Raw genomic sequence first — 24362 nt, 5'->3', positions numbered from 1 at the left:
GGTTCCGGAGCTTGTCGTTTTGCGGCGGGAGCCGTTATTTCAGCGGTTGCAGCTTTTTATGCGTGAATGCGATGTGCCCCGGAATGTCGCCCGTGGTGGCCGACCATTTGGTGCGTCCGTCGGAACCGTAGCAATAGATCTTTCCGGGCGTTATATAGTCTTTCGCATCGGTGACGAAAAAGTCTCCGTTGTCCGGGTTGACCGCGATTTCATAGGCTGCGGTATAATTTTTATCCGTTCCGTCCTTGATGAAATTCTGCCCGGCGTCTTTTTTCGTCCGGGTGTCTATGAAAGTGAACGAATAGGCGCTTTTTCCGGTGGTCATGTCCCAGGTGGCGCTGTACAGTAGCAGCGAGTCGCCGCGCAGGGCCATGTTGGCGTTCGGCACTTCGAGCGTGTCGGTCACTTTGTCCGTTTTCGTGTCGATCACGAAAGTCCGCGACGGGATGTCGTAGTAGTTCCCCGGGGTCGACACCCAGAGGTTGCCCGAACGGTCGAGCCTCATCTTCTGTATGTTGATCGCTACGTTGATTTTGTAAATCTCCTTGAATGTGCTCAGGTCGATCACCGAAACCGTGCTGTCGTAGACCGGAGCCCGGTATCCGCCGGAGTTGGCAACGTAAAGTTTGTTGCCGGAGACGACGATGTCTTCGGGCTGATAGCCGACCACGCAGGTATCGACTTTCCCGAGTTGCGCCGTGTCGACCCGGGCCACGTAACCCTTCCGGGCGTTCGGATCGAAATTAAGCGGGCCTGCGTAGGAGCTGATGTAGACGTACTGATCTTTGAATGCGAGTCGGCGGCCGCTCGGAACGGAGATCTGCCCCACGTGCTTGGCCGTGTTGACATCCATTACTTCGACCAGTCCCGAACCGCCGATCACGGCATACAGTTTTTCGCCGTAAACCTGCAGGTCGTTGCCCAGGTCGCCCAATTCCTTGACTACGCCCGGGTTCCGTTCGGGGTAGATGTTTTTTGTGTAGACGCCTGTTTCGTAGTCGAAATAGTCGAGCGAGGCCTTGTTGCTGCCTTGATTGCCTTCGTTCAGCAGGAAGAATCCTTTCACCGTACCGGCGGTCTCTCCCTCTCCGCCGCCCGAACCGGACGAAGGGGTGCCCGTTTCTTCTTTCCGGCAGGAGTTGAGGCTGCAGACGGCTGCGCTGAGCAGCAAAAGCAGCAGTGATTTTGTCAAATGTTTTTTCATAACGTAAAGTTTATTTTGATTTTAAAATTCGTGCCCGGCATCGGGTAACATTGTACGACTTCGTATTGCTGGTTGAAGATGTTGTTCACTTCGGCGGTGATGCGCAGCGCCGTTTTTTTGAACGGGATGTATTTCGAGAGCGCCATGTCGTGCGTGTACCACGGCCGCGCGTAGTTTTCGGGGATGTTCGCGACGGATTCGTAGCGTTCTCCGGTGTAAAGGAAACTGTAATTCAGATCCCATCCCCGGTAGCCGAGATTCAGTACGGCGGAACCGCTGTGCCACGGGATATAGGGGATTTGGCCGCCGTACCATTCGCTCGTCCGGTCGGTGACATCCTGGGCTTTCTGGTAAGTGTAGTTCAGCCGGGCGTTGAAGGTTACCGGACCGAACAGCCAGTCGGTCTGCACGGTCGTTTCGATCCCTCGTATTTCCACGCGACCGAGGTTGATCATCGTCCACTGGAACTGGTTGCTGGTGGGCATGGCGACGATCTTGTCGTCCACTTCGTTGTAGTAGGCGTCCGCCTGGAAGTCGATCCGCCGTAGGACGCCGTCGAAATTTTTCGCATAGGTGACGCCGAGGTTGTATTGGGTGGTGTATTCCGGGTTCAGGTATTTGTTGCCGATGAACGTGTAGTACAGGTCGTTCAGCGTAGGCATCCGGAAAATCCGTTTGTAGAATGCGCGGAAACTCAGCTCCGGCCGACTCCACGGTTTGTACCAGACTACGAAGGTGGGCGTGAATTCGCTTTTGTCGCCGGCGCTTCCCCCGACGGCTTTCGTCCGGTCGTGGACATAAGTGTGCAGCAGGCTTGCCTGCACTTTGACCCGGGAAAATTCGAACGAGGTCGCCGCGGCCGTCAGTACCGAATAGCGCTGCGGATAGACGAAATCGACCAAGTCGGCGTCCAGCGTGTTCCATTGGAAATCGGCGGCGAGGTTGGCTTTCCACCATTTGAAAAACGTAAATTCGTTGGCTGCCGAGAAATACGTCTCCTGCTGGTAGTAGTGGTTGTTGACATACATCGTGCTCTCGTCGAGGCGCGGATCGGACAGGTAGTGCAGGTAATCGTAGGCGTACTTGCCGTTCAGCAACAGACTGTAAAACGGACTGAAGGTTTTCCGGAAAGAACCCTGTACGAAAAAGTTGTCGTCCCACTGCCGGTCTTCGTGCCGGAACCGTCCGGGTTCCTGTCGCACCGAAGCGCCCGGGTAGCCCCGTTCCGAGTTGTAAAAGTAGACTTTCGCTTTCCATTCGCCGTTGCGTACCAGGCCGAAAAGGCCGCCTTCGGCCCGTAGGGCGCGCACGTCGCCGTTGCGGCGCACTTCAGTCGTGTCGTATCCGTTTTTTTTCGTGTAGCTGAACTTGTAGCGGCCCGTGGTGTACAGGTATTCGACGTTGAACGAACTGCTGAGCCGGTCGTTGAACCGGTGTTCCCACAGGATCGACGGGTTGGCCGTGCCGAAAGAGCCGGTTTTCATCGACACGCCGAAATGGTTGTTTTTTCCGTCTCGGTCGAAACGGGGCGTTCGCGTCTGCATGTAAATCGAACCGGCCGATGCGAAATCTTTAGCCGGCTGGAATACCGCGCTTTTCTGCCCGTTGTACAGCGAAATGGATTCCATGTTGTCCAGCGAAAAGCGTCCCAGGTCGATCTGCCCGTTCTGTGCGTTGCCGAGTTGGATGCCGTCGAAGAAAACGCCGACGTGCTGGGTGCCCATGCTACGGATATTGATGGTTTTGAGTCCTCCGATTCCGCCGTAATCCTTGATCTGCACCCCGGAAAAATAGCGTACCGCATCGGCGACCGACAGGGCGTTGAGTCGCTGCAGTTCTTTGCCGGAGAGTTCCTGGGCGGGGATAATCCGGGACGGTTGGTTCTGTCCGTATACGGTCACCTCGTCGATGCTGTAATGGCGTAGGCTGTCCGGATACGCTTTGCGTGTCAGGCTGTCGGAGCCGTTCTGCGAATAAAGCGCCGCCGGTGTCAGGCAACACATAAACAGGAAGAGATAAATGGGAGGAATACGTTCCATGCCGCTCGTTGATCGTTAAAAAATCCAATTCGGTTTTACAGCGGGCGGCATCGTGCGCAAATAGGTCAGCCGGAAATTCCGTCGATTTTCGTCTGTTCACCGCAGGCTGTAAAATCCGTAAAGCAAAGGTAGGTCTTCTGACTCGTTTCCGTTTCGGCGCCTTCCCGACTCGATGTCAGTGGCCAAGAGTGTCGAAACATTTTATTCCTTTCGGAACTGAAACTTACAGCAGCGGGGACTGTTGCCGATTCGCACGGCATTCCCTTTTAATTCCCTGATCGCGGTCGAAAGCGCGATGCGGAAACCTTTGCACGGCAAAGATAGTTTTTTTTCGGGACGATGCTGCCGGATCGTAAAAAAATGTGCGTCCGGACGTTTGGACGGTGTGCCGTCGGAGTGTTTTTCAAAAAAATACGTCCGGGATGGAAAATATATCCCGGAAAGTATTATCTTTGCATCCGCAATAGGAGAGTTGCCGGAGTGGTCGATCGGGGCAGACTCGAAATCTGTTGAACCGCTTATGTGGTTCCTGGGGTTCGAATCCCTAACTCTCCGCAAACAAGGCTGATTGTCAGCGAATTACAAGGATAGCACCCAGATTTACACCCTAAAATGTAAGTTTGGGTGTTTTCTTTTTTCTCCGTTAAGGACACAAATGAGGGGTCATAGGGCCGTCTCTGCGATTGCGTATGCGAAAATACTATTATACCCCCTGCGGCTTGCAGCCGCAGGGGGTACAACGGAAACGGATGCCCGGCCGCTCCGCTCTCTTGTTATTCTCGAACGGGGCGGACGTCGAAACTCTCGCCGCGCAAGCGTGTATCACTCAACGGCGAAGCACGATCTTTATTCCAGGCCAAGGAATACGGTACTATACGGATGGCCACGTAATATATTACGACGGATATACATACGGTTACTGGACGGGACAAGCGACTGCGACCCATTCTGGGCGTCAGTTCATGATAAGCAAAAATGGAATCAGCCCGAGCCCTTCAAGTGGGAAAAGCTGGGGCTTCTCCGTCCGGCCCGTGAAAGAATAGCCGCTCTGCGGCAGGGCTATCCGTTTTCGTTGTACCCCCTGCGGCTGCAAGCCGCAGGGGGTATAATAGTATTTTCGCATACGCAATCGCAGGGATGACCCTATGACCCTTGCGGGGTGGAAACGGCTCGTCATACGAAAATCAATCCAATAACTTATAAATTATCAATCCGATACGATCCATTCCACAGGAAAGGGGGTTGTTCTTATGTGAAGCGTGCGCAACACGTAATTAGTCACGGAGTACAACAACCCGAAAAACAGAAACTGAATGGATTTCCTCATACTTACAAAAAACGAATTTTTCCGTCTGATCAATGACGGAGCCGACGCCCGCACCATAACGCCGTCGGTATATAACGAGTTCATCAAAGAGGTTTGCACCGTATGCTGCGCTCCGCCATCCCAGCGGCATCACCTTATCTTCACGCTCGCCTATATCGAAAAGGAACTGGGCTGTCTGCACGAGATTCACAAGGCGGAATCTTCCCATACAATTCCTATCCGCAAAGCCCTGACGTTCGTGCGTCGGATGTTTCGATACCTCCAAACCCAGACGCCTCCGCTGTCGGCGCAAAAATCCGATATTCCGGACACGCCTTTCCGCTGGACGGGTAGTCTCGTCGAGTTGGTGGAGATCATCTATGCGTTCGACGAGATCGGCTGTATCAACGACGGAGAGAACGACATCAAGGAGCTGGCTGCGTTTTTCGGTCAGATATTCGGGCTGGAAATAAAGGACAGCCATTGCTATAACGCCTATACGGACATCAAACGCTGCAAGAGCGAGAGCCGCACCTATTTCCTCGACAAGCTGCGTGAGCGGCTGAACCTGCGCATGCAGCGCGATGAGGAGAAAGAACGGGCGAGGCGGTAACCTTACCGATAAACGGGAGAACATACGGCGTTCTTCCGTTAATTTATGTATTTTTGTCGTAAAATCATTCGGCAACAATGAAAAAAGACGATATTACCGCTTTATATACCCCTGATTTCATACAAGAGATCAAGCGGATCGTAACCAATGCCCGCCAAAAGGCATACGCCGCGATCAACTCGGCGATGGTCGAGGCTTATTGGCAGATGGGCAAGCGGATCGTGGAGCAGGAACAGCAGGGAAAAGACCGCGCGGATTACGGCTCGCAGTTGTTAAAATCCCTGTCGAAAGAGCTTACGGCAGAGTTCGGCAAGGGGTTTTCCGTCAACACGTTGTACTATTTCCGTCAGTTCTATCTTGCCTTTCCCGAAAAACTCCCCACAGCGTGGGGAATTTTGACGTGGTCACATTACAAGCGTCTGTTGAGCGTTTCCAATGCCGATGCCCGCGCATGGTATCTGAAAGAGGCCGCCGAACAGATGTGGAGCTACCGCACGCTCGACCGCAATATAGGGTCGCAGTATTACGAGCGGTTGCTGCTCTCGCAGCATAAGGAAAACGTAACAGCCGAAATGCGGACGCTGACAAAACCGTTCGAGCATGACCGGATGGAGTTCATCAAGAACCCGACCGTCGCGGAGTTCATAGGCCTTACGCCCAACAGCGACTTTTCGGAAACGGAGCTGGAGGGAGCCATCATCGGCAATCTGCAAAAATTCCTGCTCGAATTGGGTAAGGGCTTCTCGTTCGTCGCACGGCAGAAATTAGTCCGCACCGAAAAGAAAGACTACTTCATCGACCTCGTTTTCTACAACTACATACTCAAATCGTTCGTACTGATCGACCTCAAGACGACGACCATCACGCACCAAGACGTAGGACAGATGGATATGTATGTGCGGATGTACGACGAACGGGTGCGCGGCGAGGGCGACAACCCGACCATCGGCATCGTTCTCTGCTCGGAAACGGATGAGGACATCGCACGCTATTCCGTGTTGCACGACAACGACCGGCTGTTCGCCTCGAAATACATGCTCTATATGCCGACCGAAGAGGAGCTACGCGAGGAGATCGAACGGCAAAAGGAGTTCTATCGGTTACAACACTAAAATCGGATTATAACATATTAAATAATATTTATCATGGCATTTACTCGTGCACTTTATTATCCTACAATTGATATTTCCAATGAGGCATGGCTTAAAACAGCTATCTTGTATTGGGATGAAATTAATACTATTGTACCATCATCAATAGACCATCCATATAAACAATGTACCACCCAATTTTTAGCAGATGAAGGGGTGATAAAACCTCTTTTCGTTAATTCCGACATGGATTTAATAGAGGGATTAACGAATGATGTATTAAATTACTTAAATAGTAATGAGGGATACCAAGTTTTGACTCATCCCGAAAATGGAATTGCAATGCATCTCCAAAAATTGCCGAGAGAAATTCGAGAAATTCATCGAATTCATCCGGAGAAAATGGCTCATGAAATATGGTATCAACTACGAGAGTATATGGATAAAGATGGTTGGCTTCATGTAAGTGGAGGTTTTGCCAATTTTTATATGACATTACTCACAAATCGACTATGCGAGCAGCATAGCATTGCACCTCTAACAGACAATACTCACACCTCTAATTTTAGTAATTTAGCAAGGCTTGATAACCAAGTAGCAATATACAATCATTGGGATTATCAGTGGAGAGATCGTCATATTCGTAATAGAGGGCATCAATTAGCTCAAGGTATTCTTATGGATTTATCCTTTAATGGAATAACTATATCGGATGAGGTTTCGATTGATGATATTATTAAATTTAAAAGACAACATCAAGATGAATTAGGATTGTTTAGAATGAATATCGAAAGTCTTACCAGAAATATTCCAGTCGATGCAACAATAGAACAGATACGGCAACAAGTCAGTGATATATATGTAAATCAATTTTTGCCGGGATATAATAATCTAAAAAAGTCTCTGAATGGAGCAGGTATAAAAACGTTTGTCAATAATCTTATGAAAATATCGTTTTTCTCAACAGGTGCAACTACTATACCTGCAGCTTTGTTGGGAATATCTATCCCCTCTGCATTATTAGCAGGTGCAGGCATTTCTGTCATATCTACATTAATTTCCTATAATATAGATAAACAAGACGTTTTGAGAAATAGTCCATATTCGTATTTACTATCAATGAATAACGGAATATAAAAGAATCCTCGCTGAGTTAGCAGCGAGGATTCTTTTATAAATTACGTCTGTTGTAACAGGTGCGCCAGCGCCGGATCGCTCTTGATGCGTTCCAGTTCGTCGGCGACGATTTGCCGCACGTCGGCTTTGATGCGATTGTAGTTTTCCTGTATCATCTCTTTCATGCGGTCGTTGCCCTCCTCGTCCGTAAAATCGGTAATGATGGGAATCTTCTTGTAGGCTTTCTCCTCCTGCTTCACCTTTTCGGCATCCTCGACGATTTCGCAATGAAAAACGCATCTATATACTTTAATGTACCAATCAAAACACATTTATCATTATTAGCTTTAGGTTTAAGTCGTAATACAGTAATAACCCTATCTGAGAAATATATTACGAATACGCATATGTCTCCAAGTGAAAGCTTGACATGGCTTAGACAGTTAGACTTGGAAGCATTGGATATATCCCCCATAATGAGAGAAGATATTCATAGAATACTATAAAAAATCTTTTTTGAATGAGAAGAATATGTGTCAATCAAATATTTTTGTTATCTTTGTAACGTGATGAAAAAACGGGCAGACAAGAAGAAGCCATTAGGCGACTATGACAGACAAGATACCGTTACTAATTCGTTACAAACGTACTTTTTGAAATAATTATCACCTTGATAATAAGGGATCTGTGGGGTGTTGGTTCATAACCCTATCTCTCCGCAGTATGATTTATCGATAAACAGAGACTCCGCATGATCCGGTCGATCGTGCGGATGTTTTTTATGATTCCGTTCAGGAATTTTCCCGCTTTTTGCGTTGTAAATCGTAACAGTCGTAGACGGAAGCGCTTATATGCCGACATGTAAGTGCTTCCGTCTATGTTGAAATCGGCCGGGGGAGGCAGACCTGCCGCCGTTTTATTCCTTAAGGCGGATAGGCCGTCTATTTTCGGTCTCCTTCGCGGTTCCTGACTGCACGTTCGAATACTTCCCGGTCGTATTTCCAGTCGTCGTTGCGGTACCGTATCTTCCAGCGGAGCGAACGGAGATATTGTTGCTCTTTTTTCTTTCCTGCGTTGGTGAACCAGAGCTTCAGTCCTATGCTGGCCCTGCCTTTTTTAGAGACGATCATACCCGTGCAATGCGTGTAGCCCTTTTTGAACGGATCGTCCACCGGCAGGGTGTACAGGAACACCGAGTCGGCATTGAACCACCTCCGGGCTTTGCCGCCCGAAACGATCGTTACGTAGGTTTCGAAATCTTCCCGGGTGAACACTTTCCCTTCCACCGGGTTGAAAAAGCCTTCCGTATAGCCGTAGGCCGCTTTCAATTCGCCGGTTATCAAGAGGCGGGGATAGTTGTCGTTCGTGAGCAGCTCGTTCGTTGGCGGCGACTTTTCTAACTTTCTCATGGTTTGGTCTATCTCGATCTCGCCCTCGGTTCTGTAAATTAAAAAGCTCAGGTACATCAAAATGAACTCCCCGTTCTCGGATTCGAGTACGGGAGCATATGCAGTTCCCGAGCGGTGTCCTCTTCGGATCCACTGTCCCGCCAGCGTATCCAAATCGATCATATGCCTGGGCCGGGCCCAGACGATATCGAATGCAGCGGCACTGAATTCGGCTCTTTTCTCAAAAGATTCCGGGGATATCGCTGCCGTTCGCTGCTGTGCACAAACTACCGACGGGAACAGAAATAGGGCGAGTATCGTTAGGCGTTTCATAAAAGCAGTGTTTTAATTTCGACTTTCGGATCGTACCCTACCGTACGCTCGTACGCTGTTGGCTTCGAAAACGTCGGTGACCTCTTTTCTGTGAACCATGATAGGAGTTCCGTCGTTTGTATTTTGGGTATCTTTTATGTAAACCCAATTAATGTCGGCTTTGACCGCCGGGGCTGCATGTCCTCCCGAATTCGCCATCTTGGTTGCCACGAGATAGACGTTTCCCGAACCTTGCGAATATTGGTAAGAATGCGAAATGTCGTTTACGGAACCCTGGTGCCTTTTGCGTAATTGGCCGGAAAATACTTACCAGGTCGGAATCGCCGAGTCCAGCCACTGCACGCGGCGGGTTAGGAAGTCCTTGGCGTACTGCACTTCGTTTTCCCAGGTTCCCAGCGTGATGACTTCGACGCTGACCGGCGTGTTGAGGATGTTCCACTTCGTGAAGTTGGCCCGTTGCGATACGGAGATCTTCTGAGCCGTCTCGTTGATGTAGGCGTAGAGCTGCGGCAGGTATTCGCTTTTAAGCGTTTTCCAGCGCTCTTTGACCAGTCCTGCGAAGTAGGGATCCTGCATCAGCCGGTCGAAATAGAGCGAACGTTGTACCAGGACGTCGTGGCGGGCCGGTTCGGTGTAGTTCCAGCCGATGCCGAGCGACCACTCGAAGTCCCAGACCGGCGACATGCCGAGTTTGGTGTCCGGCTGCGCGTTCTTTTTGAAGAAGTAGTAGTTCGTATCTTTGTTGCACAGGGTTTCCTGTACCAAGTACCAGTTCACCCAACTGTCTACGTCGATGTATTTGCGGTATCCCTCTTCCGGGTCCATGAAATTCTGCGAATAGAGCACATATTCGAATTTATTGACGTAATCTTTGATGTAGGCGACCTGTTGCTGCGTGATGTCGTCCGTATCGGGATGCTTGAACGTGAACGGGTTGCCGCGGTCGGTCATAAAGTACAACGGTTCCTGCTGGTAATAGCCGTCCCGTTCGATCAGGTAGCCGTCGTCATCGGCGTTCAGCCGGTTTTTGGAAACTTTCACGTGTTCGCCGAGCAGGTAGTTGCCCTCGTAACGCCCGTTCAGGAACAGTTCCACGAATTCGGTGCGGGGCGTCCACGGCATCGACATCAGCTCGCTCAATTTGAATGCGATGCTGGTGCGCAGCAGCGATTTGTCGCAGTAGTTGGCCAGCAATACCCACTCTTTGTCGGACGGCATACCCAGAATCTCGGATTTTTCGTCCAGCTTGATCTTGTACGGCTTTTTCGGATACCCGAACGTGGCGTTGCCCCGGCCCCGGATACGCATGGCGCCTTCGTATCCGGCTTTGAAATCGGCGGTTTTGCTAATCGTCAGCGTTCCGTTGACGTAGTTCTCTTTCGACGTGATTGCCGCACGCTGGTCGGTTTCGACCGTAACGACCGGCAGACCGGTGAAATTGAACAGGTTGACTTTGTATTCGGCGGACGTTCCCTTGCTGTCCGTAACCGTATAGACGACCTCTTTCGTGAAGTCGTTCGCCGTGACGCCCGACTGCTGCGAAACCTTGCCGACGGAGATCCGGTCGAAACGGCCCAAGAAGGTCGGAACGAGTTTGTCGATGTCCGTCACGTAGGGTATCAGGCCCGAAATCGATGTTCCGTCGATCGTGCATTCGACATCCGACAGTAGGTACAGCGGGTTTTTGGCCGCTTCGAAAACGAACGACGTGATCGCCGGGCCGGACTCCGCCCCTTCGAAACAGGATATGTTGACTTTATAGTCGACCGTTTGTCCGATGCTATCCATGACCGTATAGACGACCTCTTTCGTGAAATCGTTTTCCGAAACGCCCGATTGCTGAACCGTATGGTTTACCGAGATCTGAGCGAACCGGCCTTTGAAGGACGGAACGAGCTTGTCGAGGTCGGTCGCGTAGGGGATCAGCCCCGAAATTTCGTTCCCGTCGATCGCGCATTTGATGTCCATGATCAGCGTTTGCGGATTCCGGGCGGCTTCGAATACGAAGGCGGTAATCGCCGGTTGGGTGGCCGGCGAGTCGGGCCGGCCGTTTTCGTCGTTGTCTTTGCAGCCTGACAGCAGCGCGACGCATGTGGCGAAAAGGAGTAGCTGTTTTTTCATAAACGGTAAAGTTTTAGGTGGATTCGGATGTCCGGGTGTCGCCGGACGGTAAGTGGCGTTTTTATAGAACGCCGTTCGCTAATTTAACGATAAAATTCGAAAATGCAATCGGTTGCCGGATAAATACGCAATGTGCGGCCGGCTTGGTTCGCAGAGGCGTGCCGGGAAGATACGAAAAACCGTGTCGTGAAAAAACTTTCCGGAATTTCCCCGTACGGGGAAATTCCGGAAAGTTCGTCGGTTGCGTTCGTACGCGTATCGGTCAGGAAACTCCGTTGCTCATCAGGAACGCTTTGATAAACTCGTTCAGGTCGCCGTCCAGCACGGCTTGCGTGTCGGAGGTTTCCTGTCCGGTGCGGTGGTCTTTTACCAGCTTGTAGGGATGGAGCGTATAGCTGCGGATCTGCGAACCCCATTCGATCTTTTTCTTCTGTCCTTCCAGTTCGTTCTGCAATTCCATCCGTTTTTCCAGCTCGCGCTGGTAGAGTTTGGACTTCAGGATGCGCAGCGCGTTCTCTTTGTTCATGATCTGCGAGCGGGTTTCGGTGTTCTCGACCACGATGCCCGACGGCAGGTGACGCAGGCGTACGCCCGTTTCGACCTTGTTGACGTTCTGGCCGCCCTTGCCGCCGCTGCGGTAGGTGTCCCATTCGATGTCGGCCGGGTTGACGACGATTTCGATCGTGTCGTCTACCGCCGGCGAAACGAACACCGACGCGAAAGTCGTCTGCCGCTTGTTGTTGGCGTTGAACGGCGACAGGCGTACCAGCCGGTGGACTCCGTTTTCGCTTTTTAGGTAGCCGTAGGCGAACTCGCCGACAAATTCCAGCGTCGCCGATTTGACGCCCACTTCATCGCCTTCCTGCAGGTCGACGATTTTTACCTGGTATCCGTTCGCTTCGCCCCAGCGGGTGTACATGCGCAGCAGCATGGCCGCCCAATCGAGGCTCTCGGTGCCTCCGGCCCCGGAGTTGATTTCCATGATCGCGCCCAGGTGATCCTCCTCGCCGCCGAGCATGTTGCGCATTTCGAGCGCTTCGATCTTTTCGAGCGTCGCCCGGTAATGGGCGTCCAGCTCTTCGGCGGAGGTAAGCCCTTCCCGGACGAAATCGGGCATCAGCGACAGATCGTCCGCGGCCGACGCGATTTCGTCGTAGGCCGTGATCCAGTATTTGATCCCGGCGACCTTTTTCAGTTGTTTCTCGGCCTTTTCGGGATCGTCCCAGAAATCGGGAGCCTGCGTGCGGCTCTCCTCTTCTTCTAATTCGATGCGTCGGTTATCGACGTCAAAGATGCCTCCTCAACGAATCCTGTCGTCTTATAAGCTCTTTAATTTGTTCCGTGGTTATCATACTATAATATTTAAGGTGTAAATTCGAAAAGAGTTAAACTTCCGCCTCGATCGTTTTCGGACAGGCCATCGGTTTCAGGAACGTCAGGTAGATCATCCGCAGCCAGGTGAACGTGAAGCAGTAGATGTTCAGTTGCAGCGTGTCGCACAGGAACCGCATGACCGGCGTCGGGCAGACCAGATCGACCGGTACGGCGACCAACAAGACGAAGTTCGCCCAGAAGAGCGTCCTATCGAGCCGGGTTTTGCGGGCCTGTACCCAATACCAGAGCAGATAGCCTGCCAAAGCGATGACATAAGTGTGTTTTTCGGTCGAGAGGCTGAACAGGATCACCCAGCCCATCAGGATGCCGAGCGAGCCGGCCCGGAAGTCGAACCGGTCGAACTGTTTGCGATTCACTACGAACAGGACGGCCAGCAGGGCGATCGATCCCATCTGTACGTAGGTCATGACCGGGGTCAGCAGGTCGTGGATCGGGTAAAGGTTGAACAGCGCGTAAAACTGGAACTGATCGACATGCAGCGCCAGCACCTCGGCCCAGCGGGCGTAGAACGGCATCAGGCCCGACGGCTCGATGCTGACCAACGGCAGGAAGACGAAAACCGCCGCCAGCGCGACCGTGAACAGGATGTTACGCCAGAACTTCGGGTAGCACAGCAACAGCGCCAGTTCGAAAATGCCGTATATCTTGCAGAACCCGGAGATCAGGATCAGCGTGATCGCCCAGAAAGGTTTCCCGCGCTCCAGCAGCGTGAAGGCGAACAGGAACAGGTAGGCTACTACCGGGTTGAACTGCATCGACATCTGCGTCGTCGCGAGGATCATCGCCGTGTAGAGGTAAGTCTGGCATTTCTGATTCTCCGTAAGCCGGGGCAGCGTGAAAATGGCGCAGAAGAACATCGAGAAGTTGAACAGGTTCCATACGAACGGGCCGACCGTCATGCCGAGGTAGGCGAACGGCGCGAACAGGATTGCGAACAGTGGGCCGTACAGGAAGTCGTACTTTTCGACGCCGTAAGGGTCTTCCCCTTTCCAGAAATCGAACGTGCCGTTCTGGAACGTAAAAAAGTTGTATTGTTTGCCGTGCGACACTTCCAGCAGCGTCAGTACGAAAGTCAGTACAAAGCCGAGGATGAAGATATTGCGGCGGTTCAGAAAAAAACGACTGATGTTTTCGGTAAATCGGGACATGGCGTTGGTTTGGGTTTCGTGGGAAAATCAGCCGGCGACCGAGCATGGGATACCGAGCGCTTCGACGCGCGCGGCGATCGCCCGGAGTTCGGGAACGGATACTTTGCGAAGGTTCTCGGCCGGGGTATCCCGGTCGATCGTGTAGACCATTACCTGACGCGGAGCGATTTCGGCGATTCGTGCCAGCCAGGCCGATACTTCTTCTTCGGTGGTGTTGTCCACCGTCCGCCCGCCGTACTCGCCGCGCAGGAACATCGTCTGGATAATCAGCCGTCCGTCGAAGCGTTTCATGTTCTCGACCGTGCGGGCTACCGAATAGTCCCCGCGCGGAAGATCGATCTGCCGCACCGTGGCGTCGAATGCCGAATCGAGTTTCAGGATGTTGTTGTCCACCTTCAGCAGGGCTTCGCGCACCTCTTCCCGCCCGATCATCGTAGCGTTGCTGAGCACCGATATTTTGGCTTTCGGGCAGAGTTCGTCGCGCGCGGCGATCGTATCGTCGATGATGGCGCCGAACTCGGGATGCATCGTGGGTTCGCCGTTGCCTGCGAAGGTGATGACGTCGGGCGGAGTTCCCGCTCCGGTCATTTCGAGCAGTTTGGCCCGCAGTAGTTCGCGTACGGTCGCACGGTCGTTGAAACGAGGTTTCGCACCGCGGCCGGCCCATCCGCATTCGCAGTAAATGCAGTCGAAACTGCACAGTTTGTTGTCGAGCGGCAACAGGTTGACCCCCAGCGACAAGCCGAGCCTGCGACTGTGTACAGGGCCGAAAATCACTTGATCGTACAGCGAAGTGCTCATGGCGTCTGGTCTTTTATCCGGCCAAAGATACGAAATGAATCCGGATCGTGCAATCGGCTAATCGGTTTCGCCGACCACTTCGATCAGCGCGCGGGTCAGTTTCTCCAGGTCGTGGTCCTTTATTATATATGGCGGCATGACGTATGCCAACCTGCCGAACGGCCGGATCCAGACGCCCTCTTCGACGAACCGGCGCTGCATCGTCGCCATATCGACCGGTTTGCGGAGTTCGAGCACTCCGATCGCGCCGAGGACGCGCACGTCGGTCACCTGTTTCATGCCGGCAGCCGGAGCCAGTTGCGCGCGGAGCAGATTTTCGATTTCGGCGATCCGTTGCAACGGGGAGTTGTTTATCAGGATGTCCAGCGATGCGTTCGCTACGGCGCAGGCGAGCGGATTGCCCATAAACGTCGGCCCGTGCATGAATTCCGGCGGATTGCCCGAAGAGATGACGTCGGCGACCCGTTCGGTCGTCAGCACGGCGGCAAAACTCATGTAACCTCCGGTCAGCGCTTTGCCCACGCACAGGATGTCGGGCGCGATACCGGCCCATTCCGATGCGAACATCCGTCCGGTGCGGCCGAAGCCGGTGGCGATCTCGTCGGCGATCAGCAGGATGTCGTACCGCGTGCACATTTCCCGCAACCGGCGCAGGTATTCGGGGTGGTAGAACCACATGCCGCCGGCTCCCTGCACGATCGGTTCGACGATCACGGCGGCCAACTCTTCGTGATGCTGTTCGATGATTTCGGCCATCGGCGCGAAATCGCGGTCGTCCCACTCCTCTCCGAACCGGACAGCCGGTTGCGGCGCGAAAAATTGTACCGGCAGCCGTCCGGTAAAGACCGAATGCATTCCGGTGACCGGATCGCATACCGACATGGCGTGCCACGTGTCGCCGTGATAGCCGCTGCGGATCGTCGCCAGCGTATTTTTGCGCGGCGTGCCCTGCGCATACATGTACTGCATCGCCATTTTCACGGCGACCTCGACGGCCACCGACCCGCTGTCGCAGTAGAAAATCTTCTCCAGCCCGTCGGGGGTCAGGCTTACCAGCTTGCGGGCCAGTTCGACGGCGGGAGTGTGCGTCAGTCCGCCGAACATGACGTGAGCCATGTGCTGAAGCTGCGCCTCGACGGCTTCGTTCAGTTTCGGATTATTGTATCCGTGGATCACCGACCACCAGGACGACATGCCGTCCACGATCCGCCGTCCGTCCGAAAGTTCGATGTGCACTCCGTCGGCCCGGACGGCGTGGAAAACGCTCAACGGCTGTTTCATCGACGTGTACGGATGCCACAGGTGCGTTCTGTCGTAGTCGAGTATCTCTTTTGTCTCTCTGTCTTTCATCTTAAAGCCCATCTTTGTTGTAAAAATAGTAAATTTAACAGACTTTTTGCGGAAGAGTTTGTGGCAGCGCCGGACGTTTGAAGGAAAGATTGTATCGAATGCGGCCGGAGCCGTTATGTATGATACGCTTCAAAGGGGTTTGTACATAGGGCCATGAGAAAAAATATGAAAAAATATTGGAAAAATTAGAATAATCCATTGCATTTTAAATTTTATCTTGTATATTTGTAATGTGAAATAGATGTAGTGCTGATTATATATAGGCAAATCAAAATATTTATCGAATCGTTAACTTTTAAAATTATTGAATTATGGCACGTTTATCTTCTCCGATTCCGGCACAGCAGCCTATGATTGTAAGGTATGTGCAACCCAACCGCAGTGGAATTCAGGCAAACAATTATGCCCGTCACAGCATCGGTTACGTAGTGCGCGGGAAGAAATGCATTTACTACGGCGATTTGTGCCACGAAATACCTCAGGGAACATTATTCTATATGGGAACCGGCAGTCATTACACGGAGGACATTCCGGAGGCCGGTAAGAATTTCGAGCAGATCGTGTTTTATTATACTTCCGCTCAACTTTCCAAAGTGTTGAATAACCTGAGCGTGGTTTATCAACTGCACATAACCAACGATCACAGCTGTCCCGATTGCGAGCAACAGACGCATGTAAGCTACCCTGCGACGAGCGCCATCAAGAATTTCTTCGGAACGGTCAGCCAGTACCTTAAGGACGACTTGTTCAGTCAGGATACGACGGCGGAAATGATCAAAATCACCGAACTGGTCTATCTGATCCTCACGCAAAAGGAATGTTGCCTGAAGAGCAAGATCCTGAGCAATATGGACCTGATGAAAGAGAGTTTCGAGCAGACGATCCAGGATTATATCTTCTCCGATATTTCAGTCGAAGAGCTGGCCGAAAAGTGCAACCGCAGCCTCACTTCGTTCAAGAAAGAGTTCCGGAAGCATTTTTACGAACCGCCTCACAAATGGTTCATCCGCCAGCGCCTGATGCATTCGCGGCTGCTGCTGATATCGACCAACAAGTCGATCTCCGAAATAGGAAACGAATGTAACTTTCCGAATACGTCCCACTTTATCAAACTATTCAAAAAAGAATACGGTTTCACGCCTGCGAACTACCGCCATCGCCATGCACAGAGCGATTCCGGGGTCGCGTCGGAAACCAAAGGTTTCGTTCCACACGGCACTCCGGCTGTTCCTCAGCTTTGATCTGAATATCGTATGGACACCGGGCGAACGGAGCGTATGAATGGTTGTGAAGATTTATAAGTCGTATTGAATGGCAGGTATTTATATATTGATTCAAGAATCTATTTTTAGTAAGAAGTTATAAAAGAAATTATAAAAAAAAGCGAAGTTTTGGAATAGAGTACCTCCTTCGTTCGGTTTTTTATCGGGTATGCGGCGACCGGGTTTTCCGGTTTTGCCGCATACTTTATTTCTGTTGGCGACGAAAAAGTATATTAAAAATTTGGGGAATTGAAAAATAGTTCTTACATTTACACTACCTAATTGATCAAAGCTAACTAACCTTTTATGAATATCGGCAGCTTCCGAACGAAGCTGCCGATATTTTTATACCCCGGCGGAGACGATTTCTTCATTTGCGGCAGATGTGATAAGTATATGGTAAAGAGACGCTTACCGAACGGGTGTTCCGGAGCGGATCGTCGGTCGGGAAGCCGTTCTTGCTGCCAACGGCCGTCGCGGAATCGGCCCGCTCCTGCGGATAGAAGCGGAGCCGGATGCCGTGCGTTATTCGTTGGGCAGGTCGATGTAGTAGTTCACGTTTTCGGCGGTCAGGATGTCCATCGACATGTAGTTGTCGGCACTGGCCGGCGTGGTTTTGAAAACGAACAGGTTGCACAGCGCTCTGACGCCCCGGTAGGCCTGGGTTTCGCATTTTTGGGCGATGATATAGTCGAGGTAGCCCGATTTCATGCACTTCACATTCCGCTCCAGCGGGTCGAAACCGAGCAGGATGCGATAGCCCATGCCGTGCGCCTGCAGGTATTCGGCTACGATGTAGGCGCGCGAGTTGAAGATGATGATGTGCCGGATGTCGGGATGCGCTTCGAAAAAACGGTCGAGGATTTCGGTATTTTGCGCACAGTCGGACGGATACAAGTAGTCGACCCATAGCCGGCATGCCTGCTTTTCCTGTTTTATGAAATGCAGGAAACCGTCCTGGCGGATCGATGCCGTGTTGCTGAGCGCGTCTCCGCTGCGGTGGAACCGGAAACAGGCGACCTCCGCCGGGGCCGAATTCCGCAACAGCAGGCTCGCTCCCAGGTAGCCGCTTTCGAAGACCGGCATCCCGTAATAGGCCAGGTAGGGCGTGCCGGGCAGTTTCGATTCGATGAAAACGAACGGCACTTTTTTCCCGGCCAACTCCGTAACGAACTCCGTCGCGGCTTCGCGGAACATCGGGACGATCAGCACGGCGTCCGGCAGGTCGGCCAGCGTGTCGCTGCAAGCCTGCCGGAACGATTCGACTCGAAACTGGTCGTAACGTACTACCTGCACTCCGATATTGAAATCGCGGCACTCTTCATAAGCTCGCAGGACGCCCCGGTGCGCGATCTCCCAGAAGTCTCCTCCTTCGAAGTCGGGCATCAGGCAGGTGATCCGGTAATGACGCCGGGAGGCGAGCAGCGAGGCGTACGCGTTCGGTTTGTAGTCGATTTTCCGCACCACTTCCTGTACTTTCCGGAAACTTTCGGCCGACACTTCGCCGCGGTTGTGGATCACCCGGTCTACGGTGCCTTTCGAAACTCCCGCGAGCTGGGCGACGTCTTTTATCGTAACTTTTTTATCCGGTTTGCTCATGCCTTGTCGTGTTTTGTCTGTTTGCCGTGGTTTGCGGCCGGTCGTCGGATGTCCGTACCGGTAGCAAAACTCCCGGTAAAAATAGCGAATATTTTCCAGAGTGCTGAATTTTATTTCGTGCACGTGCACGAAACTCCGGAAAATTGATTACTTTTGGCTTCGGTATATCGGAAGGCCCCCTGGGGAACGACCGATAAAATCTGAAAATCACATGGGCCCGTTCATAGGAGAAAATTTCATGCTGACGACCGATGCGGCCGTCGAACTCTATCACAGGTATGCTGCGAAGATGCCGATCATCGACTATCACTGTCATCTCGATCCGAAAATGATCGCCCGCAACCACCGTTTCAGTGGTATTACCGAGGCATGGCTCGGCGGCGACCATTATAAATGGCGCGCGATGCGGGCCAACGGCGTTTCGGAAGAGTATATAACCGGCTCCCGAAGCGATTACGAGAAGTTCGGGAAGTGGGCCGAAACGGTTCCGTATACGATGCGGAATCCGTTGTACCACTGGACGCACCTCGAACTGGCCCGGCTGTTCGGGATCGACCGGGTGCTGTCGCCCGCTACGGCGCGTGAAATTTACGACGCCTGCAACGCCGCGCTGGCGACCGACGCGTTTACGGCGCAGGCGTTGATGCGGCGGTGCAACGTTCGGGCGGTCTGTACGACCGACGATCCGGTCGATTCGCTGGAATACCACCGCGAGTTGGCTGCCGGCGATTTTGCCGTCCGGGTGTTGCCTACGTGGCGTCCCGACCGGGCGTTGGCCGTAGCCGATGCGGCGGACTACAACGGATACCTCGCACGGCTCGAAGAGGCGTCGGACGTTTCGATCGGCTCGTATGCTCAGTTGTTGGACGCGTTGCGTAGGCGGCACGACTGCTTCGCAGCGGCGGGATGCCGCCTTTCCGATCACGGGATGGATACCTTCCCGACGGACGATTATACCGAAAACGACTTGCGTCGCATTTTCGATAAAGTGCGCGGCGGCAGCACGCTCCATCCGCAAGAAGTCGCGCAGTTGCAGGGCGGTCTGTTGTTCGAACTGGCCGTGATGGACAGCGAAAAGGGGTGGACGCAGCAGTTCCACATCGGGCCGATCCGCAATCCGAACACCCGGATGTTCCGCAGGCTCGGCCCCGATACCGGCTACGACGCCATCGGCGATAAGCCCTGCGCCGAAGCGGGACACCGTTTCTTCGACCGGCTCGAGTCGCGCGGCGCGCTGGCCAAAACCATTCTGTATAACCTGAATCCGAAAGATTTCGAAGTGCTGGCCGCGATGGCCTATTCGTTCAACGACGGATCGGTGCCGGGTAAGATGCAGTTGGGTTCGGCGTGGTGGTTCCTCGACCAGGAGCGGGGTATGCGCCACCAGATCGATACGCTGTCGGCCTTCGGGTTGCTGGGGCGTTTCGTCGGGATGCTGACCGATTCGCGCAGTTTTCTGTCGTACCCGCGTCACGAATATTTCCGCCGTATCCTGTGCGACGTGATCGGCGCCGACATCGAGAGCGGGCGATTGCCGCGCAGCGAGACGGCGTTTATCGGGCAGTTGGTCGAGGATATCTGCTACGGCAACGCCGAGCGTTATTTCGGTTTTTTCGAAAACGATGATAAGCGACAATAGGAAAACGTTTTACGGGCGGGCTACCTCGAAACCGATGCCCGCGATGCGACTCTCATAGTTCGGAATTGTTAAAAACGCTAAAAATATGTCAAAAGTTGTAACTTTCGGGGAGGTGATGCTGCGTCTGGCGACTCCGGATCGCCTGCGCTTCGGACAGGCCGGTTCGTTCACCGCCACGTTCGGCGGCGGCGAGGCGAACGTAGCCGTTTCGCTGGCCAATTACGGCCTGCCGGTCGAATTCGTAACGCGCGTGCCGAAAAACGATATTGCGGATAGCTGCCTGCGCGAGTTGCGCAAATACGGCGTAGGCACGTCGCATGTCGTGTACGGCGGCGACCGGCTGGGGATTTATTTCCTCGAAACCGGGGCCGTAGCGCGGCCGAGCAAAGTGGTTTACGACCGCGCGCATTCGTCCGTTTCGGAGATCGCTCCGGGCATGGTCGATTGGGAAAAAGCGTTGCAGGACGCATCGTGGTTCCATTGGACGGGCATTACGCCGGCAATTAGCCAGGGGGCTGCCGACGCCTGCCTCGAAGCGATCCGCACGGCCAACCGGCTTGGCATTCCGGTGTCGACCGACCTGAACTACCGCAAAAACCTGTGGAAATACGGCAAGACGGCGGCCGAAGTGATGCCGGCGCTGGTCGAAGGGTGCGACCTGATTCTCGGCAACGAGGAAGATGCCGAAAAAGTGTTCGGCATCAAACCTGAAGGCTTCGATGCCGCATCGACCGGCGGGCGCGTCGACGGCGCGCGTTTCGAATCGGTCTGCCGCCAGCTCACGGCGCGTTTTCCGCGGGCCAAACGCGTGGTCATTACGTTGCGCGGCGCGGTGAACGCCGATCATAACACCTGGAGCGGCGTGTTGTGGAACGGCCGGGAACTGTTGCAGGCTCCGACCTACGATATCACCGACATCGTCGACCGGGTCGGCGGAGGCGATTCGTTCATGGGCGGCCTGATCTACGGGCTGCTGGCCTACGGCGACGACCGCCGCGCGCTGAACTTCGCGGTGGCGGCTTCGGCGCTGAAACATACGATTTACGGAGATTTCAATCTGGTAACGGTTGCGGAAGTGGAAAACCTGATGAAAGGAGACGGATCGGGCCGCGTTGTCCGCTGACTCGCGTATCGTTCAACCTTAAAAACACGGAAAAATGGCAAGATTTTCAAAAATAGAGACATTGTCGGCGATCGTTTCGACCGGCATCGTCCCGGTATTTTACCACCAATGTTCGCAAACGGCCAAAGACGTGCTGAAAGCGTGCTACGACGGCGGGATCCGTGCGTTCGAATTTACGAACCGCGGCGAATTCGCCCACGAGGTGTTCGCCGAACTGTCGAAATTCGCAGCCGCCGAATGTCCCGGCATGGTGCTGGGCGCGGGTTCGGTCGTCGACGGCCCGACGGCGGCGCTGTACATCCAGCTCGGCGCGAATTTCATCGTTGGCCCGATGTACAACCCGGACGTCGCGAAGGTCTGCAACCGGCGGCTCGTTCCCTACACGCCGGGTTGCGGTTCGGTCACCGAGATCAGCGCGGCGCAGGAGGCCGGCTGCGACCTGTGTAAAATTTTCCCGGCGGGGTGCGTCGGCGGTCCGTCGTTCGTCAAAAACATCAAGGCCCCGATGCCGTGGAGCATGTTGATGGCTACCGGCGCAGTCGAGCCGACCGAAGAAAATCTGTCCGGTTGGTTCCGTGCGGGGATCACTTGCGTCGGCATGGGCTCGAAACTATTCCCAGCCGAGGCGATCGCCGCCGGGGATTGGGATTCGATCGCCGGCAAATGCCGCGAGGCGCTGTCGATCGTCGCCAAATACCGGAAATAACCGAAACTAACTAACCAAACTTCAACCTACGATGAGCAAACTGAACGAAAAAATGACCAATTACCGGTGGGTGATCTGCTCGATGCTGTTTTTTGCGACGACGGTCAACTACCTCGACCGCCAGGTGCTGTCGTTGCTGCAGCCGATCCTTGAGGAGGAGTTTCACTGGACGGATAACGACTACGGTTCCATAACGGCTGTGTTTTCGTTATTCTACGCCGTATCGATGCTGTTCGCCGGCCGTTTCGTAGACCGGGTAGGAACGAAAAAAGGGTATGCGTGGTCGATTGCCGTCTGGTCGCTGGGCGCGGCGCTGCACGCCGTGTGCGGCGTCGTGACCGAGCGGTGGGTAGGTCTCGAAAACGCCGAGGCGTTGCGCCTGGCGCAGGGGGCCGATCTCGTCGCGCAGATCTCGATGGTCAGCGTGACGGCCTTCGTCGTCTGCCGCTGCGTACTGGCGCTCGGCGAAGCGGGCAACTTCCCGGCGGCGATCAAGGCGACGGCCGAATATTTCCCGAAAAAGGACCGGGCTTTCGCGACCGGGATCTTTAATTCCGGGGCGAACGTCGGAGCCATCGTGGCCCCGCTGACCGTGCCGGTAATGGCCGAACTGTGGGGGTGGGAGACGGCGTTCATCGTCGTCGGCCTGGTCGGGTTCGTCTGGCTCGGGATCTGGCAGTTCGTTTACAAGAGGCCGGAAGAAAATACGAAAATGAACGCCGCCGAGCGCGCCTATATCAATCAGGATATCGAGGCGGACGCCGCCGCCGGTCTGGTCGCGGCCGAAGCTCCGGCGCGCAAAATGTCGTTCGTCGAATGCATGAAATACCGTCAGACCTGGGCGTTCGCGTTCGGCAAGTTCATGACCGACGGCGTGTGGTGGTTCTTTCTGTTCTGGACGCCCGCCTACCTGAAGGCGCAGTACGGCATGGTCGGCACGCAGATCGCATGGCCGATCGCGGTGCTCTACACGATCACGGTGTTCGGTTCGGTGTTCGGCGGAAAATTTCCGACCTATTTCATCAACCGGGGTATGAACCCTTATGCCGGACGTATGCGGGCGATGCTGATTATCGCGTTTTTTCCGCTCGTGGTACTGTTGGCGCAGCCGCTGGGATACCTTAGCTATTGGGTGCCGATCCTGCTGATTTCGGTCGGGGCCTCGGCGCACCAGGCTTGGTCGGCAAACATTTTTTCGACGGTCGGCGATATGTTTCCGCGTAGCGCGATCGCCACGATTACCGGTATCGGCGGTATGGCGGGCGGCCTCGGCTCGGTATTTATTCAGAAAGGAGCCGGGATGCTGTTCACTTACAGCGGCGACGCGAACCTCGCGTTCATGGGATTCGAGGGCAAACCGGCCGGATATGCGATCGCATTTATCTTTTGCGCCGTAGCCTATGTCGTGGCGTGGTGCGTGATGAAGGCGTTGGTTCCGAAATACAAACCGATCGCCGACCGGTAATTACGCCGGCGGATCGGTTGCTGCATGTCGGCGCACGGCAAACGGACAACGACGCCTTTGCCGTGCTTGCGCTGGCAGCCGAGGGCGATCTATATACGGTTGGCAAGCTGCTCGGACATTCCGATATTCATTCAACACAGGTGTATGCGGATGTGGTAATGGGAACCAAGATAGAGGCAGTAAGCCGGGTTTCGGAATTGCCTGGCATTTTTATTAGAACAGAAACGCGGATTATCTAAATGCATTATTTTGTGCTATGAATAACGGGATTAATAACTGTGATAAGATTGACTTAGGTTTTGTTCACAAAAGAAATGATAGCCCCCTGCGGACTGGATTGCAGTGTCTGTATCGCCCGACTGGGGAAAAATCCGCCTTATCCGGGTTGTTGGAGCGATGGAGAAGGCAAACCCGAACATTGCGCCCGGTTATGCAAAATTGCGTTCTATGAACATCGCCGGAACTTGGATGACGGCTATTGCGACAAATGTCGGCATTATCCATGCGGACATATCCTCGGAATGGAAGAAAAATATCAGCATGAGTATCCGATGAAGGAATCACTTATGAACAACCTTTCCGAAATGCGCCGATTGGGGATGGATGTGTTTTGGGGAAACGAAAACGCGAAATGACGTTGCTCACATTGCGGCGGCGTCCTTT

At 53.6% G+C, this 24362-nt stretch carries 17 protein-coding genes, 1 tRNA gene, 1 pseudogene and 1 riboswitch; of the genes and pseudogenes, 9 read left to right on the top strand and 10 right to left on the bottom strand.

Annotated features, from left to right (window positions below):
• Positions 1-34: 34 nt before the first annotated feature.
• Both GFH31_RS05825 and GFH31_RS05820 read right to left on the bottom strand, forming a co-directional pair.
• Positions 35-1204, bottom strand: coding sequence for a DUF5074 domain-containing protein (locus GFH31_RS05825; RefSeq protein WP_101572221.1), 1170 nt, complete (start codon positions 1202-1204; stop codon positions 35-37).
• The gene (locus tag GFH31_RS05820; protein WP_101572420.1) at positions 1201-3207 is read right to left on the bottom strand and encodes a TonB-dependent receptor; all 2007 of its coding nucleotides are present in this window, start codon (positions 3205-3207) and stop codon (positions 1201-1203) included. Before GFH31_RS05820 ends, GFH31_RS05825 begins: the two co-directional genes overlap by 4 nt.
• 145 nt (positions 3208-3352) lie before the next feature.
• A riboswitch (cobalamin riboswitch) is annotated at positions 3353-3567 on the bottom strand.
• A gap of 142 nt (positions 3568-3709) precedes the next feature.
• Between GFH31_RS05820 and GFH31_RS05815 the strand changes: the two genes are divergently transcribed.
• The 4 genes from GFH31_RS05815 to GFH31_RS05800 all read left to right on the top strand — a co-directional run bounded on the left by GFH31_RS05815 (position 3710) and on the right by GFH31_RS05800 (position 7390).
• Positions 3710-3798, top strand: a tRNA-Ser gene (locus GFH31_RS05815).
• 758 nt (positions 3799-4556) lie between these two features.
• Positions 4557-5162 (top strand): RteC domain-containing protein, encoded by a 606-nt coding sequence (locus GFH31_RS05810; protein WP_118656753.1) that lies wholly within the window; start codon positions 4557-4559, stop codon positions 5160-5162.
• 77 nt (positions 5163-5239) lie between these two features.
• Complete coding sequence (locus tag GFH31_RS05805) at positions 5240-6274, top strand: YhcG family protein (protein WP_153498320.1); 1035 nt, start codon at positions 5240-5242, stop codon at positions 6272-6274.
• A gap of 33 nt (positions 6275-6307) precedes the next feature.
• Positions 6308-7390 carry a DUF6236 family protein gene (locus GFH31_RS05800; protein WP_153498319.1) on the top strand — a complete coding sequence of 361 codons (1083 nt, stop codon included), beginning with the start codon at positions 6308-6310 and terminating at the stop codon, positions 7388-7390.
• 41 nt (positions 7391-7431) lie between these two features.
• On the opposite strand, the pseudogene GFH31_RS05795 reads toward GFH31_RS05800, so the two are convergent.
• The 7 genes and pseudogenes from GFH31_RS05795 to bioA all read right to left on the bottom strand — a co-directional run.
• A pseudogene (locus tag GFH31_RS05795) lies at positions 7432-7665 on the bottom strand (conjugal transfer protein TraG); the annotation flags it as partial.
• Positions 7666-8310: 645 nt separating this feature from the next.
• Entirely contained in the window at positions 8311-9090 is a 780-nt protein-coding gene (locus GFH31_RS05790; protein ID WP_145996531.1) for a hypothetical protein, read from the bottom strand.
• A gap of 306 nt (positions 9091-9396) precedes the next feature.
• Positions 9397-11211, bottom strand: a complete 1815-nt coding sequence (locus tag GFH31_RS05785; protein WP_153498318.1) for a CotH kinase family protein — start codon at positions 11209-11211, stop codon at positions 9397-9399.
• A gap of 262 nt (positions 11212-11473) precedes the next feature.
• Positions 11474-12563, bottom strand: a protein-coding gene (gene prfB / locus GFH31_RS05780; RefSeq protein WP_409049060.1) for a peptide chain release factor 2 whose coding sequence is annotated in 2 segments (ribosomal slippage) — positions 11474-12508 and positions 12510-12563 — 1089 coding nt in all. Because the reading frame shifts where the segments join, the coding sequence is not laid out codon by codon here.
• A 33-nt stretch (positions 12564-12596) separates the two neighbouring features.
• A complete protein-coding gene (locus GFH31_RS05775; protein WP_118456883.1) occupies positions 12597-13754 on the bottom strand; it encodes a glycosyltransferase family 87 protein in 1158 nt (385 codons plus the stop codon).
• Positions 13755-13781: 27 nt separating this feature from the next.
• On the bottom strand, positions 13782-14555 hold the full coding sequence (locus GFH31_RS05770; RefSeq protein WP_101572254.1) for a radical SAM protein: 774 nt from the start codon (positions 14553-14555) through the stop codon (positions 13782-13784).
• Between the two features lie 57 nt (positions 14556-14612).
• Positions 14613-15905, bottom strand: coding sequence for an adenosylmethionine--8-amino-7-oxononanoate transaminase (gene bioA, locus GFH31_RS05765; RefSeq protein ID WP_055205830.1), 1293 nt, complete (start codon positions 15903-15905; stop codon positions 14613-14615).
• A 311-nt stretch (positions 15906-16216) separates the two neighbouring features.
• On the opposite strand from bioA, the gene GFH31_RS05760 reads away from it, so the two are divergent.
• Positions 16217-17146, top strand: a complete 930-nt coding sequence (locus GFH31_RS05760; protein WP_228385810.1) for a helix-turn-helix transcriptional regulator — start codon at positions 16217-16219, stop codon at positions 17144-17146.
• Between the two features lie 546 nt (positions 17147-17692).
• On the opposite strand, the gene GFH31_RS05755 is transcribed toward GFH31_RS05760, so the two are convergent.
• Positions 17693-18766, bottom strand: coding sequence for a substrate-binding domain-containing protein (locus tag GFH31_RS05755; protein ID WP_153498317.1), 1074 nt, complete (start codon positions 18764-18766; stop codon positions 17693-17695).
• A gap of 211 nt (positions 18767-18977) precedes the next feature.
• Between GFH31_RS05755 and uxaC the strand changes: the two genes are divergently transcribed.
• The 4 genes from uxaC to GFH31_RS05735 all read left to right on the top strand — a co-directional run bounded on the left by uxaC (position 18978) and on the right by GFH31_RS05735 (position 23699).
• The gene (uxaC, locus tag GFH31_RS05750) at positions 18978-20405 is read left to right on the top strand and encodes a glucuronate isomerase (protein ID WP_153498316.1); all 1428 of its coding nucleotides are present in this window, start codon (positions 18978-18980) and stop codon (positions 20403-20405) included.
• An 85-nt stretch (positions 20406-20490) separates the two neighbouring features.
• Positions 20491-21528: a sugar kinase gene (locus GFH31_RS05745; RefSeq protein ID WP_118456877.1), complete on the top strand. Its 1038-nt coding sequence runs from the start codon at positions 20491-20493 to the stop codon at positions 21526-21528.
• A 34-nt stretch (positions 21529-21562) separates the two neighbouring features.
• Positions 21563-22234 carry a bifunctional 4-hydroxy-2-oxoglutarate aldolase/2-dehydro-3-deoxy-phosphogluconate aldolase gene (locus GFH31_RS05740; RefSeq protein ID WP_153498315.1) on the top strand — a complete coding sequence of 224 codons (672 nt, stop codon included), beginning with the start codon at positions 21563-21565 and terminating at the stop codon, positions 22232-22234.
• Positions 22235-22265: 31 nt separating this feature from the next.
• Positions 22266-23699 carry an MFS transporter gene (locus tag GFH31_RS05735; protein WP_216645975.1) on the top strand — a complete coding sequence of 478 codons (1434 nt, stop codon included), beginning with the start codon at positions 22266-22268 and terminating at the stop codon, positions 23697-23699.
• Positions 23700-24362 lie beyond the last annotated feature (663 nt).

The organism is Alistipes sp. dk3624 (assembly GCF_009557455.1).
GTDB classification, from domain to species: Bacteria; Bacteroidota; Bacteroidia; order Bacteroidales; family Rikenellaceae; genus Alistipes_A; species Alistipes_A hominis.
This window is presented reverse-complemented; position numbering and strand designations above follow the sequence as displayed.

Coding starts and splice junctions, on each gene's coding strand:
- GFH31_RS05825 (WP_101572221.1), bottom strand. CDS start 1,204: ATGAAAAAACATTTGACAAAATCACTGCTGCTTTTGCTGCTCAGCGCA.
- GFH31_RS05820 (WP_101572420.1), bottom strand. CDS start 3,207: ATGTGTTGCCTGACACCGGCGGCGCTTTATTCGCAGAACGGCTCCGAC.
- GFH31_RS05810 (WP_118656753.1), top strand. CDS start 4,557: ATGGATTTCCTCATACTTACAAAAAACGAATTTTTCCGTCTGATCAAT.
- GFH31_RS05805 (WP_153498320.1), top strand. CDS start 5,240: ATGAAAAAAGACGATATTACCGCTTTATATACCCCTGATTTCATACAA.
- GFH31_RS05800 (WP_153498319.1), top strand. CDS start 6,308: ATGGCATTTACTCGTGCACTTTATTATCCTACAATTGATATTTCCAAT.
- GFH31_RS05790 (WP_145996531.1), bottom strand. CDS start 9,090: ATGAAACGCCTAACGATACTCGCCCTATTTCTGTTCCCGTCGGTAGTT.
- GFH31_RS05785 (WP_153498318.1), bottom strand. CDS start 11,211: ATGAAAAAACAGCTACTCCTTTTCGCCACATGCGTCGCGCTGCTGTCA.
- GFH31_RS05775 (WP_118456883.1), bottom strand. CDS start 13,754: ATGTCCCGATTTACCGAAAACATCAGTCGTTTTTTTCTGAACCGCCGC.
- GFH31_RS05770 (WP_101572254.1), bottom strand. CDS start 14,555: ATGAGCACTTCGCTGTACGATCAAGTGATTTTCGGCCCTGTACACAGT.
- bioA (WP_055205830.1), bottom strand. CDS start 15,905: ATGAAAGACAGAGAGACAAAAGAGATACTCGACTACGACAGAACGCAC.
- GFH31_RS05760 (WP_228385810.1), top strand. CDS start 16,217: ATGGCACGTTTATCTTCTCCGATTCCGGCACAGCAGCCTATGATTGTA.
- GFH31_RS05755 (WP_153498317.1), bottom strand. CDS start 18,766: ATGAGCAAACCGGATAAAAAAGTTACGATAAAAGACGTCGCCCAGCTC.
- uxaC (WP_153498316.1), top strand. CDS start 18,978: ATGGGCCCGTTCATAGGAGAAAATTTCATGCTGACGACCGATGCGGCC.
- GFH31_RS05745 (WP_118456877.1), top strand. CDS start 20,491: ATGTCAAAAGTTGTAACTTTCGGGGAGGTGATGCTGCGTCTGGCGACT.
- GFH31_RS05740 (WP_153498315.1), top strand. CDS start 21,563: ATGGCAAGATTTTCAAAAATAGAGACATTGTCGGCGATCGTTTCGACC.
- GFH31_RS05735 (WP_216645975.1), top strand. CDS start 22,266: ATGAGCAAACTGAACGAAAAAATGACCAATTACCGGTGGGTGATCTGC.